The organism is Streptomyces sp. NPDC001351 (assembly GCF_042896045.1).
GTDB lineage: Bacteria > Actinomycetota > Actinomycetes > Streptomycetales > Streptomycetaceae > Streptomyces.
In genome coordinates, this window is the sequence record NZ_JBIAWS010000003.1 from 479,832 (window position 1) to 494,703 (window position 14,872).

Here is a 14,872-nt window from a genome sequence, read left to right on the forward strand (position 1 = left end):
GGGACAGCGAAGATCATGGGACTTCTCGACGACAAGGTCGTCCTCGTCAACGGCGGCAGCCAGGGCGTCGGTGCCGCGATCGCCCGCGCCGCCGTGCGTGAGGGCGCGGTCGTGGCCGTCACCGGCCGGCGCGCGGAACCCGGCGAGGCACTGGTGAGCGAGCTGACGGCGGCCGGCGGCAAGGCGATGTTCGTACGCGCCGACCTGTCCGACGCCGCACAGGCGAAAGCCGCTGTGGACGAGGCGGTCGCCGTGTACGGGCGGATCGACTGCCTGGTCAACTCGGCGGGCCTGACCTCCCGGGGCACGCTGCTCGACACCACACCCGAGCTGTTCGACCAACACATCGCGATCAACCTCAAGGCGCCGTTCTTCGCGATGCAGGCCGCCGTCGCCGACATGGTCTCCCGCAGGGCGCCCGGCACGATCGTCAACATCATCACGTCCTCGGCGCACGGCGGGCAGCCGTTCCTGGCCCCGTACGTCGCCGCGAAGGCCGGCCTGGTCGGCCTGACCCGCAACGCCGCGCACGCGCACCGCTGGGACCGGGTGCGGATCAACGGCCTCAACATCGGCTGGACGGCCACCGAGGGCGAGGACGCCACCCAGAAAGCCTTCCACGGCGCCGGCGACGACTGGCGTGAGGAGGCCGCCGCCAGGCTGCCGATGGGCAAGCTGGGCCAGCCGGACGAGATCGCGGACTTCGTGGTCTTCCTGCTGTCGGAGCGGTCGGGCGTGGTGACCGGATCGGTGATCGACTGGGACCAGAACGTGCTGGGCGGCCTGGACTGACACTTCAAGCCCGTCCGGCGTTTGAGGACGAGCCCGAAGGGCGATCGGGGCCCGGGGCGGAGCCCCGGCAGTGGACAGCAACCACACACCAAGAAACAGGAAAGCAGCGGAGCTCATGCGTATCGGAATCCTCGGCCTCGGCCGCATCGGCGCCTTCCACGCCGAAACCCTCTCCGGCCTCGACGTGGTCGAGTCGCTCGTCCTGACCGACCCGTTCACGGACGCCGCCAAGTCCGCCGCGGAGCGGTTCGGCGGCGAGGTCGTGGACTCGCCCCAGGCCCTGCTGGCGGCCGGCGTGGACGGCATCGTGGTCGCGGCCGCGACGGACGCCCACCCCGGGCTGATCCTGGGCGGTGTCGAGGCCGGCATCCCGGTCTTCTGCGAGAAGCCCGTGGCCAGGACGATGGCCGAGGGCGTCGAGGTCCTCAAGGCCGTCGAGGGCAAGGACGTGCCGATCCAGATCGGCTACAACCGCCGCTTCGACGCGGGCTTCGTCGCCGCGCGCGCCGCCGTGCAGAGCGGCGAGCTGGGCAAGCTGCACACCGTACGGTCGACCACGCTGGACCCGGCACCCCCGCCGGCCGCGTACATCGCCGCCTCGGGCGGCATCTTCCGCGACTGCTCCGTCCACGACTTCGACATCATCCGCTGGGTGACCGGCCGCGAGGTCGTCGAGGTGTACGCCGTCGGCGGCAACCGGGGTGCCGAGTACATCAAGGAGGCGGGCGACGCCGACACCACCGGCGCGATCCTCACCCTGGACGACGGCACCATCGCGGTGGTCTCCAACTCCCGTCACAACGCCCGGGGTTACGACGTCCGCATGGAGATCCACGGCTTTGCGGACTCCATCGCGGTGGGCCTGGAGGACAAGCTGCCGCTGCGCTCCGTCGAGCCCGGCGTGACCTTCCCGGCGGGCACCCCGCACGACTTCTTCATGGACCGCTTCACCGCCGCCTACCGCGCCGAACTCACCGCGTTCACCGAGGTCGTCGCCGGTACCCGCCCCTCTCCCTGCACGATCGCGGACGCCCTGGAGGCGGGCTGGATCGCCGACGCGTGCACGCTGTCGCTGCACGAGCACCGCCCGGTGACCATCGCCGAGGTCCGCACCGCCTGAGCAGCGGCCCAGTCCCTCGTGCTCCGGGCGCCGGCCCGGCCTCCGGCGCCCGGAGCACGAGTGTGCGCATCGCCACGTTGCCCTCGTCGGTCACGACCGCTGGATCTCCCCGTATCACCATGAGATCCACGCACGTCGGACCGACGAGGAGCAACGACCATGAGCACCGGCGAGATATCCCGGCCCCACGCCGACAACCGTCACCCCGCCCTCTCCGGCGGGCAGTTACACAGCGATCGGCGCGTGGTGGTCATCGGCGCCGGGCCCAGCGGCCTCGCGGCCGCCCGTGAACTGGAGCGCGCCGGACACCGGGTGACCGTCCTGGAGGAGCAGGAGACGGTGGCGGGGAAGTGCCAGAGCGTCCACGTCGACGGCCGGGCCCACGATCTGGGCGGCCACATCTGCACCAACCGGTACGAGCGGACGGCACAGTTGCTGACGGAACTGGACATGGAGACGGAGCGCACCACCCGCTACCGCGTCCTCGACGTCGAGCGGCGCACCGCGGCCCGCCAGTCCATGTCGTTCCTGCGCGACGGCGCCTTCCGGCGCTACCGGGCGCTGCGCGAGCGGGAGTTCCCGCGCATCGCCGCACCCGGGCTCGCCCACTCGGCGCGGGCCCTGGCCGCCCCGGTCACCCACTGGCTGGCCGAGCACGGCCTCGAGTCCATGGCCGAGTCGTTCGGCACGGGATACACCGCGGCCGGGTACGGCCATCTCGACGACCAGGTGCCCGCGCTGTACTTCGTCAAGTACGCCGAGATGACCGGACTGCTGTCCCGAAGTCCCGAACTACTGGGCCACGCGGGCGCGTTCACCGTCACGGGCGGGTTCGCCACGCTGTGGCAGCGGGTCGCGGAGGAGCTGAAGGACGTGCGGTGCGCGGCGCGCGTGGAGTCGGTCGAGCGGTACGAGGGCGGGGTGCGGGTGCACACGGACTCCGGCCCGGTGGAGGCCGACGACCTGGTGCTCGCCGTCACCCTGGACCGCATCCTGCCCGTCCTGGACGCCACCGCCGAGGAACGCGACCTCGCCGGGCGGATCCGCAGCAACGCCTACCACACCACCCTCGCCACCGCCTCCGGCCTGCCCGAGAACGCCTTCTACTTCCTCGACCGCCACACCGCGACCCGCGAGGCGACCGGCCACTGCGTCTCGTACCACCACCGCTACCCGGGCAGCGAGGTGCGGACCTTCTACTCCTACGGCCGCCCCGAGGACGTGAGCGCGTTGCTGGAGGCCGACGTGGCGGAACTCGGCGGGCGACTGGAGAAGACACATCTCCACCGCCAGTGGGCGTTCATGCCGCACTTCGGCAGCGAAGACCTCGCAGACGGCGCCCTGAACCGGCTGGACGCCCTGCAGGGCCGCAACCACACCTACTACGTCGGCGGCCTGCCCGCCTTCGAGCTCATCGAATGCACCATCGCCCACGCCCAGGACCTGGCCCGCCGCCATTTCCCGCCCGCCGGCGGCACACTGACCCTGCACGAACGGACAGAGAAGGAAACGACCTCATGAGCGAACCGGTCCGCGAACCCCTGCGCATCGGTGTCCTGGGCGCCGCCCGGATCACCGAACGCGCCCTGATCGACCCAGCCCGCACCGCCGGCCACCGCCTGGTCGCGGTGGCCGCCCGCGACCGCTCCCGCGCCGAGGCCTTCGCCGCCGAGCACGGCGTGGAGCGGGTCGCCGACTCCTACGCGGCCCTGCTCGCCGACCCCGAGGTCGAGGTCGTCTACAACCCGCTCGCCAACGGCCTGCACGGCCCATGGAACCTGGCCGCCCTCGCGGCCGGCAAGCACGTCCTGAGCGAGAAGCCGTCGGCGAGCAACGCCGAGGAGGCAGCCGAGGTGTGGGAGGCCGCGGCCAAGGCCGGCACGGTCTTCATGGAGGCCTTCCACTACCTCTTCCACCCGGTCACCCGCCGCCTGCACGAGCTCCTGGCCAGTGGTGAACTGGGCGAGCTGCAGCGGGTGGAGACCATGGTCGCCATCCCGGCTCCGGGGGATTCCGACCCGCGCTGGTCGCTGCCGCTGGCCGGCGGCGCCGTGATGGACCTGGGCTGCTACAGCCTGCACGCCGTACGCATGCTGGCCCCCTGGGCGGGCGGCGCACCGAGTCTGGTCTCCGCGCGCGGCGGGGAACGCGCGGGCGCGCCCGGCGTCGACGAATGGCTCGACGCCGACCTGGCCTTCCCGAACGGCGCCACCGCCTCCGCGCGCTGCCACATGGCGTACGACAAGCTGGAGATGAGCTGCCGGATCATCGGCAGCCGCGGCGAGGCCCTGGCCCCGAACTTCGTCCTCCCCCAGATGGACGACCGGATCGTGATCCGCACCGCGGACGGCGAGCGGACGGAGCGACTCGGCACCCGGTCCTCGTACACCTACCAACTGGAGGCGTTCGCGGCCCGAGTACGGGAGGCCACTTCGCTGCCCCTGGACGCGGACGACGCGCTGGCGACGATGACCCTGATCGACGAGAGCTACCGGGCGGCGGGCTTCGAACCGCGGCCGCGGAGCCGGGTGTAGGGCGAACCCGCGGTACGGCCATGGCTCTGCGATGATCGCCGCCATGGCCGCACACATCGAACCCGCCCACGTCACCGACATCCAGCAGGTCCTCGCCGACCACCCCCGCTACTGGGGCGAGCGCGATCTGCGCGATCTGCATCTCCTGGCCCTGGTGCAGGAGTTCGGCGAGACCTGTCTGGTCGCCCGTTCCGACGACGGCATCCTCGGGTATCTGATCGGCTTCGTCACGCCCGGCGGTACCGGATACGTGCATCTGATCGCGACGCGGGACGACGCCCGCGGCAGCGGTCTCGGGCGGGAGCTGTACGGCGCGTTCACCGAGGCCGCGCGGCGGCAGGGGGCGGTCCGGCTGAAGGCCATCACGAGCCTCGGCAACAAGGGGTCGGTGGCCTTCCACCGCAGTCTCGGGTTCGAGGTCCGAGTGGAGGAGGACTACAACGGGCCCGGCGAGGACCGGGTGGTGTTCGGCCGGGCTATCGGGTGACCTCGTACAGCGCCGGCCTCTCCACCAGTTCCACCGGCACCCGGGTGCCTTCCTCCAGCGCCTTCACGCCCGCCTCGCACACCGCGGCGACGGCGTAACCGTCCCACACGCTCGGGCCGACGACCTCGCCGCGGCGGGTGGCGTCGACCCAGGCCTGAACCTCGCGGTCGTAGGCGTCGGCGAAGCGCTGGAGGTAGTCCTGCGTGATGGTGCCGCCCCAGCGGCCGGCCATGTTGGTGACCATGCCGTGGCCGTCGCCGATACGGGCGGTGCCGCGTTCGCAGACCACCTCGGCCTGGACCTGGTAGCCGAAGCCGCAGTTGACGAAGATCTCGACGTCGACGATCGCGCCGCCGTCGGTCTCGAAGACGACGAACTGGGGGTCCTGTATCCCGTCCGGGGCGTTCGCGGACGGGGTGGGGCGCAGGACGGTGACGGCAGTGATCTCCTGGCCGAGCAGCCAGCGCGTCACGTCCATCTCGTGCACGACGGAGTCGTTGATGAGCATCTCGCTGCGCCAGCCGGGCGGTGAGGCGAGATTGCGGTGCCGGTTGTGCAGCATGAGGGGGCGCCCCAACTGTCCTGTGTTCAGGAGGGACTTGAGCTTCATGTACTCGGTGTCGTAGCGCCGCATGAAGCCGACCTGGACCCGGCGGCGGCCCAGCTTCTGCTCCGCTTCCAGCACCCGCAGCGCGGAGGCCGCGTCCGGGGTGAGCGGCTTCTCGCACAGCACGGGCAGATCGTGCTCGAACGCCGTCAGCAGGGCCGCCTCGTGGGCGGGCCCCGGGGAGGCGATCAGCACGGCGTCGACATCGGCTGCCGACATGGCGGCGGCCGGGTCGGAGTAGGCGGTGCAGCCGTCGATGCGGGCCGCGACGTCCTTGGCGCGTTCCGCATCGACGTCCACGACTGCGGTCACCCTGGCCCCGCTGACGACCTCCTGGACACGGCGGACGTGGTCGGCACCCATCTTGCCGGTGCCGACGACCGCGACCTGCAGTGTTCCTTGCCGAGCCATGGTCGATCGTCCCCCTTCGGAGGTCAGGCGCCGCAGGACCTCAGGAACTTACGGGTGCGCACCGCGATCGGCAGCGGCTTGTCCGGCTCGCACGGGTACATGTCCTGCTCGACGATGGCGAACAGCTCCACGCCGAGCTTCTGCGCGGCCTCCATCACCGGCCCCAGCTCCGGGACCCCGGCGGGCGGTTCGCACATCACTCCCTGCGCCACGGCAGGCCCGAACGGTGTGCCCTTGGCAGTCACGTCGGCGAGGATCTGCGGGTCGACCTGCTTGAGGTGCAGATAGCCGATGCGTTCGCCGTAGGTCTCGATCAGCTTGACGCTGTCGCCGCCGCAGTAGGCGTAGTGCCCGGTGTCCAGGCACAGGTTGACCAGTTCGGAGTCGGTCGAGTCGAGGAAGCGCTCGACGTGGTCCTCGGTGTCGATGTGGGTGTCGGCGTGCGGGTGCACGACGATGTCGAGGCCGTACGCCTCCTTCACCTCGTGCCCGAGCCGCTCCATGCCCTTGGTGAGGTACGCCCACTGCTCGCCGGTCAGCTCCGGCGGCTCCAGGATCTCGGCCGTCTTGTCGTCCCGCCAGAAGGACGGGATGACGACGAGATGCTTCGCGCCCATCGCCTGGGTGAGCGCCGCGACCTGGCTGACGTGCTCCCAGGTGGACTCCCAGACGGAGGGGCCGCGGTGCAGGCCGGTGAAGACCGTGCCCGCCGAGACCTTCAGGTCTCGCTTGCCGATCTCGTCGGTGAGACGGGCCGGGTCGGTCGGCAGATAGCCGTACGGGCCCAGCTCGATCCATGAGTAGCCGGCCTCGGCGACCTCGTCGAGGAAGCGTTCCCAGGGCACCTGCTGGGGGTCGTCGGGGAACCAGACACCCCAGGAGTCGGGGGCCGATCCGACCCGGATGCGGTCCAGAGCACCAGCCATGTCAGGAGGTTCCTTCCGGGCTTGTCGCCACGGGTGCGGTGAGGTCTTCCTTCTCCGGGAGTTCCTCGACGTCGACGCCGCTGACCTGGGACAGTTCGTGCTTGAGCGCGGCGAGTTCGGCGCCGCCGGCCATGTGGTTGGTCAGTTCTTCCAGGGTGATCCGGGAGCGTTCGGCGGACAGTTCCATGGTGCCCAGGCGCAGCACGCTGAAGTGGTCGCCGACCATGTAGGCGTGGTGCGGGTTGTGGGTGATGAAGATGACACCCAGGCCGCGCTCTCGGGCCGCGGCGATGTACTTCAGCACCACGCCGGACTGCTTGACGCCGAGGGCGGCGGTGGGCTCGTCGAGGATGAGGACGCGGGCGCCGAAGTAGACGGCGCGGGCGATGGCCACGCACTGGCGCTGGCCGCCGGAGAGGGTGCCGATGGGCTGTTCCAGGTTGTCCAGGACGATGCCCATCTCCCGCAGCTCGTGGTCCGCGGTCTTCTTCATCTTCTCGATGTCCAGGCGCCGGATCGGCCAGGGGCCCTTGGTCATCTCGGAGCCGAGGAAGAAGTTGCGCCACACCGGCATCAGCGGCACGGTCGCCAGGTCCTGGTAGACGGTGGCAATACCGCGGTCGAGGGCGTCGCGGGGGGTGGTGAAGCGGACCGGGGCGCCGTCGACGAGGAACTCGCCCTCGGTGTGCTGGTGCAGCCCGGAGATGATTTTGATCAGGGTGGACTTGCCGGCGCCGTTGTCACCGAGCACGCAGGTGACCTGGCCGGGGTGGACCTTGAGGCTCACCCCGTGCAGGGCCCGGACGTTGCCGTACGCCTTGCCCGCGTTGCGCAGCTCGACGATCGCGCCGCCCTCGTTCTCGGGCGGGGTGTCGTGGAGGACGGCCCCGTGGGTTTTGCTGGTGTTGTCTGTCATCGCATGTCACCTTCGGGTCATGGTGCGCTGGACCCACAGATTGATCAGGACGGCCCCGAGGAGCATGACGCCGAGGAAGGCCTTGAACCAGTCGGGGTTCCAGCCGGCGTAGACGATGCCCTGCTGCACCATGCCGAACATGAACGCGCCGAAGACCGGGCCGATCGCCGAGCCGTAGCCGCCGGTCAGCAGGCAGCCGCCGATCACCGCGCCGGAGATGTAGATCAGCTCGATGCCGACGCCCTCGCCGGACTGCACGGTGTTGAAGGTGAACAGCTGGTGCATGCCCACGAACCAGGCACCGAAGCCCACCAGCATGAACAGACTGATCTTGGTGAACGCCACGGGCACACCGACGGCCCGCGCGCTCTCCTTGTTACCGCCCACTGCGAAGGTCCAGTTGCCGTACTTGGTGCGCAGCAGCACCCAGGTCGCCAGCGCCGCGAACAGCAGCCACCAGAACACGGTGATCTTCACCTGCACGCCGCCGATGTCGAAGCTGGAGGCGAAGAGCTTCCTGGCCTGGTCGAAGCCGTCCATGTTGCTGATGTCGTCGGTGGCGACGTTCCCGGTGACCAGCTTGGTCACCGCCAGGTTGACGCCCTGCAGGATCAGGAAGGTGCCCAGCGTGACCAGGAAGCTGGGCAGGCCGGTCTTGACGACCATCCAGCCGTTGAAGAAGCCGATCGCCAAGGACACGACCAGCGCGGCGATCACGCCCACCCACACGTTCATGGTGAGCTGGTAGCTGATCATGGCCGCGGTCAGCGCCGAGGTGATCACCCCGACACCCGCCGACAGGTCGAACTCCCCGCCGATCATCAGCAGCGCCACCGGGATCGTCACGATGCCCAGCGTCGAGGACTGGTAGAGGATGTTCGCCATCGAACTGGCGTCACGCACCGGCGGCGCCGAGATCAGGAAGAACACGTACACCGCGACGGCACCGAGGAAGACACCCACCTCGGGCCGGGCCAACAGCCGCACGACCAGAGGCCGCTCAGCGGTTCGCCCGTCCGTCTCCTGGGGGCCGGGGGCCGGCGGTGAGGTCACCGCCGGCTCGGCGTGCTGGGTCATACTCATCACCGGGTTCCGTTGGCGGCAAACTTCGAGACCGCCTCGACATTGGACTTGTCGACGAACGCAGGACCGGTCAGCACCGGCTGCTCACCGCCGCCCATGTAGTTGCCGTTGTTCTTGTACAGCCACAGCGAGTCGATCGCCAGGTAGCCCTGGAGGTAGGGCTGCTGGTCCACCGCGAACTGGATCGTGCCCTTGCTGATGGCGGTCGTCAGGTCCTTGTTGAGGTCGAAGGTGGCGACCTTGGCCTTGGAACCGGCGTCCGAGACCGACTGCACCGCGGTCAGCGCGTACGGGGCGCCGAGGGCGGTGACGTAGTCGATGGAGGAGTCCTGCTTCAGCTTCGCGGTGATCGTCGACTTCACCGACGGCATGTCGGTGCCGTTGACGTAGAGGACGTCCGTCTTGCCGGAGAAGGTCTTCTTCACGCCGTCGCAGCGCTGGGTCAGGCCGACGTTGCCCTGCTCCTGGATGACACAGACGGTGTGCTTGGCGCCGAGGTCGTTGAGCTTCTTGCCGAACGCCTCGCCGGCCACGGACTCGTCCTGGCCGAAGAACTCCATCAGGCCGAGCTTCTTCCAGTCGCTGACACCGGAGTTGAGGCCCACGACGGGTATGTCGGCCGACTTCGCCTTGCCGACGACGGCCTTGAGGGCGTCCGGCTTGGCCAGGGTGATGGCGATGCCGTCGACCTTCTGGTCGATCGCGTTCTGCACCAGGTTGGACTGGTTGCCCGCGTTCGGGTCGGCCGAATAGATCAGCTTGATGTTGTCCTTGGCCGCGGCGGCCTCGGCACCCTTGCGGACGATGTCCCAGAAGGTGTCGCCGGGCGACTGGTGCGTGACCAGAGCGACCGTCATCCGGGGCGTGGTGGCCTTGCCGGCCGATGCGTTGGCGCCACCCTCCTCGGACTTCTTGCCCCCGGAGCTGCTGGAGCAGCCGGCGAGGGTCAGGGCAGCCGCCGCGGCCACCGCGACAACGGGGGCGATTCTGCGGGAGCGGGGGTGAGAAGAGCGGTCCATCTTTCCTGGCACCTCACTGTGCGTTGCGGTTGGAAAGGGAGAGGGGATCACGATGATCCAGCGGCCCGGGATCTTGGCATGCCCGGGTCGTCTGCCGCAAACGCGGCGGTCGGCCTGGGACGGGATCAAACCCCTGGCCGCGCCCGCTGTCAATACTTTGTTAAGACATCATTTCACGAGCTAGTCCGAATGTAAGTACAAACTATTGACAGCGTCACCTTCCGAGGCCTACACCTGTGGGGCGGCAGGCCCTCTGGGACCCGCATCCCCAGACCAGCTCGAGGAGTGTCGCGCATGGCCGAGTCAGACCAGTCCTTCGACTTGATCACTATGGGCCGTATCGGAGTCGATCTCTACCCGCTGCAGTCGGGGGTACCCCTGGCCCGGGTCGAGACCTTCGGCAAGTTCCTCGGCGGTTCGGCCTCCAACGTGGCGGTGGCCGCCGCCCGGCTCGGCCGGAACACCGCGGTGATCACCCGCACCGGGGACGACCCCTTCGGCGCCTATCTGCACGAGGCACTGAAGGAGTTCGGCGTCGACGACCGCTGGGTGGCGCCCGTCGCCGCGTACCCGACACCGGTGACCTTCTGCGAGATCTTCCCTCCTGATGACTTCCCCCTGTACTTCTACCGGCAGCCAAAGGCTCCTGACCTGGAGATACATTCAGAGGAACTGGACTACTTCGCCATCCGCGCGAGCCGGGTCTTCTGGATCACCGGCACCGGTCTGAGCCAGGAGCCCAGCCGCTCCGCCACGCTCGCCGCCCTCAAGGCGCGCGACAAGGCGGGTACGACGGTCTTCGACCTCGACTGGCGCCCCACGCTGTTGAATGACTCGGCCTGGAAGGACCCGGACGAGGCCCGCCCCTATTACACGGAGGCGCTGCGGCACGTCACGGTCGCGGTCGGAAACCTCGACGAGTGCGAGGTCGCCACCGGCGTCCGCGAGCCGCGGGCCTGCGCCGAGGCGCTGCTGGAGGCGGGCGTGGAACTGGCGGTCGTCAAGCAGGGCCCCAAGGGGGTCCTCGCGGTGCACCGCGACGGCACCAGCGCCGAGGTACCACCGGTGCCGGTCGAGGTGGCCAACGGTCTCGGCGCGGGCGACGCCTTCGGCGGCTCCCTCGTGCACGGCCTGCTGGCCGGATGGGAGTTGGCCGAAATCATGCGGTACGCCAACGCGGCCGGCGCCCTCGTCGCCTCCCGTCTCGCCTGCTCCTCCGCGATGCCCACCGAGGCCGAGGTCGAGGACCTCCTCGCGCGAGCCACCCTCTGAAACGGAGCTTCCCCTTGTCCCTCAGCATCCCCGACCTCGTCTCGGTCAGGGCCCGCCATCCCGAGGCCGTCGCCGAGGCGGCCGCCCGGCGCGCGCGCCGCCCGCTCATCGGCGACAGCGGCCGCCTGATGATCGTGGCCGCCGACCACCCGGCCCGCGGCGCCCTCGGCGTCGGTGACCGGCGGCTCGCCATGGCCGGCCGCGCCGAGCTGCTGGAGCGCCTGTGCATCGCGCTGTCGCGGCCGGGCGTGGACGGGGTGCTGGCCACCGCCGACATCCTGGAGGACCTCCTCCTGCTCGGGGTGCTGGAGAACAAGGTCGTCATGGGGTCGATGAACCGCGGGGGCCTGGCGGGCGCCGTCTTCGAGATGGACGACCGCTTCACCGGCCACCGCGCCGAGGACATCGCCCGGCTCCGCTTCGACGCGGGCAAGCTGCTGCTGCGCATCGACTACGACGACCCGGGTTCGCTCACCACGCTGGAGTCCACGGCCCGCGCGATCGACGACATGGCGGCGCACCGGCTGCCGCTGTTCGTCGAGCCGTTCCTCTCCCGCCGGATCGACGGCCGGGTCAGCAACGACCTGTCCGCCGAGGCCGTCACGAAGTCCATAGCGATCGCCGCGGGCCTGGGCGGCACCTCCGCCTACACCTGGCTGAAGCTGCCCGTCACCGACGACCCGGACGACATGGGCGAGGTGCTGGAGACCTCCACTTTGCCGACCGTGCTGCTCGGCGGCGAGGTGGGCGAGGATCAGGAGGGCGCGTACGAGCGCTGGCGCAAGGCCCTCAGGCTGCCGACCGTGCAGGGCATGGTCGTCGGTCGGTCGCTGCTCTACCCGGCGGAGGGCAGTGTGGAGACGGCGGTCGACACGGCCGTAGGACTGCTGTGAGTCGGAGGAGTGCTGTATGACCTACCACCTGCCCGCCGGCAAGGCCCTCGGCGGCCCCTACGTCGTGGACGTCACCCCGGAGAAGGCCGGCTGGGGCTACTCCAGCCTGCGTGTGCTGGAGCTCCCGCCGGGCGGCGCGCACACCTTCGACACCGGCGACAGCGAGTGGATCGTGCTGCCGCTCAGCGGCGGCTGCACGGTCGCGGCGGCCGACGACTTCGGCCACGACACCTTCGAACTCACCGGCCGTGACAGTGTGTTCAGCGCCGTCAGCGATTTCGCATACGTACCGAGGGACGCCCGTACGACGATCACGTCCGCCGGTGGCGGACGGTTCGCGCTCACCGGCGCGCGCTGCACCCGGCGGCTGCCCGCCCGCTACGGACCGGCCTCCTCGGTGCCGGTGGAACTGCGCGGCACCGGGAACTCCTCCCGCCAGGTCAACAACTTCGGGGCAGCCGCCCGCGCCGGAGGCGCTGATGGACAGGGTTTTGAGTGCGACAAGCTCATCGCGGTCGAGGTGATCACGCCGGGCGGCAACTGGTCGTCGTTCCCGCCGCACAAGCACGACGAGCACCGGCCCGGCGAGGAGTCCGTCCTCGAGGAGATCTACTACTTCGAGTTCGCCGACCACGACGGCGTCCCCGGCCTCGGCTACCAGCGGGTCTCCCCCTCCGGGCAGGGCCGCAACACAGATGTGCTGGCCGAGGTGCGCGGCGGCGATGTCGTACTGATCCCCGACGGCTGGCACGGGCCCTCCATGGCCGTGCCCGGCCACCACATGTACTACCTCAACGTCATGGCGGGCCCGGAGCCCGAGCGTGCCTGGCTGATCTGCGACCACCCCGATCACGCCTGGGTCCGCTCCACCTGGCCCGAGCAGCCCGTCGACCCCCGCCTCCCCCTCTACACGGCACCGGAGAAGTCCTGATGAGCACCACCACCCGCCGCCTGACCGTCGCCCAGGCCCTGGTGCGGTTCCTGTCCGTCCAGTACACCGAGCGCGACGGCGTGCGCCGGCGGCTGATCGCGGGCACCTGGGGCATCTTCGGCCATGGCAACGTTGCCGGGATCGGGCAGGCCCTCCTGGAGGCGGGCGAGGACACGATGCCGTACCACCAGGGCCGTAACGAGCAGGCCATGGTGCACGCTGCCGTCGGCTACGCCCGCCAGCTCGACCGTCTGTCCGCACAGGCGGTCACGACGTCCATCGGCCCGGGCGCCACGAACCTGGTCACCGGCGCCGCGCTCGCGACGATCAACCGCCTGCCGGTCCTGCTGCTGCCCGGCGACTACTTCGCCACCCGGGTCGCCGACCCGCTGCTGCAGCAGCTGGAGCACCCGACCGAGGCGGATGTGTCGGTCAACGACACCCTGCGCCCGGTGTCACGGTACTTCGACCGCATCACCCGCCCCGAGGCCCTGATCCCCTCCGCGCTCAACGCCATGCGGGTCCTCGCCGACCCGGCCGAGACCGGTGCCGTAACTCTGGCGCTCCCCCAGGACGTGCAGGCCGAGGCGTACGACTGGCCGGAGGAGTTCTTCGCCGAACGCGTGTGGCACGTACGGCGGCCCGCGCCCGACCCGTACGAGCTCGCGGAAGCGGTGGCGGCGATCCGGGCCGCCGAGCGTCCGCTGATCGTCGCGGGCGGCGGCATCCACCACAGTGAGGCCGAGGAGGCCCTCAAGGCGCTGGTGGACGCCACCGGTATCCCGGTCGCCTCGACCCAGGCAGGCAAGGGCTCGCTGCGCCACGACCACCCTGCCGACCTCGGCGGCATCGGCCACACCGGCACGGCGGTCTGCGACGACATCGCGCGGACGGCCGACCTGGTCATCGGTGTCGGAACGCGCTACACGGACTTCACCACCGCCTCCCACACGCTCTTCCAGCGGCCGGAGGTCCGGTTCGTCAACCTCAACATCGCCGCGTTCGATGCTCACAAGCTGGCGGCGCGGACGGTCGTCTGCGACGCGCGTGCGGGGCTCACAGCGTTGACGGAGGCTCTCGCCGGTCATCGTGTGAACTCGGTTTACGAGGCCGAGTACCGCGCCGGCAAGGAAAGCTGGGAGCAGGTGGTTGACGCCGCTTTCACCGCCGCCGACGAGAACGCCGTACCCACGCAGACCCAGGTGCTCGGCGCCCTGGACGCGGTGGTCGGCGAGGACGACGTGGTGATCAACGCGGCCGGTTCGCTCCCCGGCGACCTGCACAAGCTCTGGCGGGCCCGCAGCAGGCGCCAATACCACCTGGAGTACGGCTACTCCTGCATGGGCTATGAGATCCCGGCCGGCATCGGAGTCCAGCAGGCCGCCCCCGACACCCCGGTCTGGTCCCTGGTCGGCGACGGCACGTACCTCATGATGCCGACCGAGATCGTCACGGCCGTCCAGGAGGGCCTGCCCGTCAACCTCGTCCTGATCCAGAACCACGGCTACGCCTCCATCGGCGGCCTCTCCGAGTCGGTCGGCGGCGAGCGCTTCGGCACCGCCTACCGCTACCGGGCCGCCGACGGCACCTTCTCCGGCGCCCCGCTCCCCGTGGACCTCGCCGCCAACGCGGGCAGCCTCGGCATGGACGTGCTGCGTGCCAAGACGGTCCGCGAACTGCGCGAGGCGCTCGCCGCGGCCCGCGCCTCCGCCCGCCCGACCTGCGTCTACGTCGAGACCGACACCGCCGGCCCGACCGCTCCCCCGGCCGAGGCCTGGTGGGACGTGCCGGTCGCCGCGACCGCGTCCCGCGAGGCCGCCGTACACGCCCGCGAGGAGTACGACCGGCAGGTCGCCGGGCAGCGCCGCCACCTCTGACCTC

The 14,872-nt window shown here is 70.3% G+C and carries 14 protein-coding genes; 9 read left to right on the forward strand and 5 right to left on the reverse strand.

The window, feature by feature from the left end; all coding sequences use genetic code 11:
- Positions 1–15 precede the first annotated feature (15 nt).
- The 5 genes from ACFY1U_RS12525 to ACFY1U_RS12545 all read left to right on the forward strand — a co-directional run bounded on the left by ACFY1U_RS12525 (position 16) and on the right by ACFY1U_RS12545 (position 4,933).
- Positions 16–792 carry an SDR family oxidoreductase gene (locus tag ACFY1U_RS12525; protein WP_390694098.1) on the forward strand — a complete coding sequence of 259 codons (777 nt, stop codon included), beginning with the start codon at positions 16–18 and terminating at the stop codon, positions 790–792.
- A gap of 115 nt (positions 793–907) precedes the next feature.
- On the forward strand, positions 908–1,912 hold the full coding sequence (locus ACFY1U_RS12530) for a Gfo/Idh/MocA family oxidoreductase (RefSeq protein WP_390694099.1): 1,005 nt from the start codon (positions 908–910) through the stop codon (positions 1,910–1,912).
- 159 nt (positions 1,913–2,071) lie between these two features.
- Positions 2,072–3,433: a protoporphyrinogen/coproporphyrinogen oxidase gene (locus ACFY1U_RS12535; protein WP_390694100.1), complete on the forward strand. Its 1,362-nt coding sequence runs from the start codon at positions 2,072–2,074 to the stop codon at positions 3,431–3,433.
- Complete coding sequence (locus tag ACFY1U_RS12540; RefSeq protein WP_390694101.1) at positions 3,430–4,446, forward strand: Gfo/Idh/MocA family protein; 1,017 nt, start codon at positions 3,430–3,432, stop codon at positions 4,444–4,446. The genes ACFY1U_RS12535 and ACFY1U_RS12540 overlap by 4 nt, the downstream gene beginning before the upstream one ends.
- A gap of 43 nt (positions 4,447–4,489) precedes the next feature.
- Positions 4,490–4,933: a GNAT family N-acetyltransferase gene (locus ACFY1U_RS12545; RefSeq protein ID WP_390694102.1), complete on the forward strand. Its 444-nt coding sequence runs from the start codon at positions 4,490–4,492 to the stop codon at positions 4,931–4,933.
- Here ACFY1U_RS12545 and ACFY1U_RS12550 read toward each other — a convergent pair.
- The 5 genes from ACFY1U_RS12550 to ACFY1U_RS12570 are packed head-to-tail and all read right to left on the reverse strand — an operon-like array spanning position 4,923 to position 9,895.
- Positions 4,923–5,951 (reverse strand): Gfo/Idh/MocA family protein, encoded by a 1,029-nt coding sequence (locus tag ACFY1U_RS12550; RefSeq protein WP_390694103.1) that lies wholly within the window; start codon positions 5,949–5,951, stop codon positions 4,923–4,925. The two genes, ACFY1U_RS12545 and ACFY1U_RS12550, sit on opposite strands and share 11 nt — an antisense overlap.
- 23 nt (positions 5,952–5,974) lie before the next feature.
- Positions 5,975–6,877, reverse strand: coding sequence for a sugar phosphate isomerase/epimerase family protein (locus tag ACFY1U_RS12555; RefSeq protein WP_390694104.1), 903 nt, complete (start codon positions 6,875–6,877; stop codon positions 5,975–5,977).
- Between the two features lies 1 nt (position 6,878).
- On the reverse strand, positions 6,879–7,793 hold the full coding sequence (locus ACFY1U_RS12560) for an ATP-binding cassette domain-containing protein (RefSeq protein WP_390694105.1): 915 nt from the start codon (positions 7,791–7,793) through the stop codon (positions 6,879–6,881).
- 6 nt (positions 7,794–7,799) lie between these two features.
- Complete coding sequence (locus ACFY1U_RS12565) at positions 7,800–8,876, reverse strand: ABC transporter permease (protein WP_390694106.1); 1,077 nt, start codon at positions 8,874–8,876, stop codon at positions 7,800–7,802.
- Positions 8,876–9,895, reverse strand: coding sequence for a sugar ABC transporter substrate-binding protein (locus ACFY1U_RS12570; protein WP_390694107.1), 1,020 nt, complete (start codon positions 9,893–9,895; stop codon positions 8,876–8,878). The genes ACFY1U_RS12565 and ACFY1U_RS12570 overlap by 1 nt, the downstream gene beginning before the upstream one ends.
- Positions 9,896–10,189: 294 nt before the next feature.
- On the opposite strand from ACFY1U_RS12570, the gene iolC reads away from it, so the two are divergent.
- The 4 genes from iolC to iolD are packed head-to-tail and all read left to right on the forward strand — an operon-like array spanning position 10,190 to position 14,868.
- The gene (iolC, locus tag ACFY1U_RS12575) at positions 10,190–11,167 is read left to right on the forward strand and encodes a 5-dehydro-2-deoxygluconokinase (RefSeq protein ID WP_390694108.1); all 978 of its coding nucleotides are present in this window, start codon (positions 10,190–10,192) and stop codon (positions 11,165–11,167) included.
- A 14-nt stretch (positions 11,168–11,181) separates the two neighbouring features.
- Positions 11,182–12,060, forward strand: a complete 879-nt coding sequence (locus ACFY1U_RS12580; RefSeq protein ID WP_123968947.1) for a deoxyribose-phosphate aldolase — start codon at positions 11,182–11,184, stop codon at positions 12,058–12,060.
- A gap of 16 nt (positions 12,061–12,076) precedes the next feature.
- Complete coding sequence (gene iolB / locus ACFY1U_RS12585; RefSeq protein ID WP_390694109.1) at positions 12,077–12,991, forward strand: 5-deoxy-glucuronate isomerase; 915 nt, start codon at positions 12,077–12,079, stop codon at positions 12,989–12,991.
- Positions 12,991–14,868, forward strand: coding sequence for a 3D-(3,5/4)-trihydroxycyclohexane-1,2-dione acylhydrolase (decyclizing) (iolD, locus tag ACFY1U_RS12590; protein ID WP_390694110.1), 1,878 nt, complete (start codon positions 12,991–12,993; stop codon positions 14,866–14,868). Before iolB ends, iolD begins: the two co-directional genes overlap by 1 nt.
- Positions 14,869–14,872: the final 4 nt, after the last annotated feature.

Coding starts and splice junctions, on each gene's coding strand:
- ACFY1U_RS12525 (WP_390694098.1), top strand. CDS start 16: ATGGGACTTCTCGACGACAAGGTCGTCCTCGTCAACGGCGGCAGCCAG.
- ACFY1U_RS12530 (WP_390694099.1), top strand. CDS start 908: ATGCGTATCGGAATCCTCGGCCTCGGCCGCATCGGCGCCTTCCACGCC.
- ACFY1U_RS12535 (WP_390694100.1), top strand. CDS start 2,072: ATGAGCACCGGCGAGATATCCCGGCCCCACGCCGACAACCGTCACCCC.
- ACFY1U_RS12540 (WP_390694101.1), top strand. CDS start 3,430: ATGAGCGAACCGGTCCGCGAACCCCTGCGCATCGGTGTCCTGGGCGCC.
- ACFY1U_RS12545 (WP_390694102.1), top strand. CDS start 4,490: ATGGCCGCACACATCGAACCCGCCCACGTCACCGACATCCAGCAGGTC.
- ACFY1U_RS12550 (WP_390694103.1), bottom strand. CDS start 5,951: ATGGCTCGGCAAGGAACACTGCAGGTCGCGGTCGTCGGCACCGGCAAG.
- ACFY1U_RS12555 (WP_390694104.1), bottom strand. CDS start 6,877: ATGGCTGGTGCTCTGGACCGCATCCGGGTCGGATCGGCCCCCGACTCC.
- ACFY1U_RS12560 (WP_390694105.1), bottom strand. CDS start 7,793: ATGACAGACAACACCAGCAAAACCCACGGGGCCGTCCTCCACGACACC.
- ACFY1U_RS12565 (WP_390694106.1), bottom strand. CDS start 8,876: ATGAGTATGACCCAGCACGCCGAGCCGGCGGTGACCTCACCGCCGGCC.
- ACFY1U_RS12570 (WP_390694107.1), bottom strand. CDS start 9,895: ATGGACCGCTCTTCTCACCCCCGCTCCCGCAGAATCGCCCCCGTTGTC.
- iolC (WP_390694108.1), top strand. CDS start 10,190: ATGGCCGAGTCAGACCAGTCCTTCGACTTGATCACTATGGGCCGTATC.
- iolB (WP_390694109.1), top strand. CDS start 12,077: ATGACCTACCACCTGCCCGCCGGCAAGGCCCTCGGCGGCCCCTACGTC.
- iolD (WP_390694110.1), top strand. CDS start 12,991: ATGAGCACCACCACCCGCCGCCTGACCGTCGCCCAGGCCCTGGTGCGG.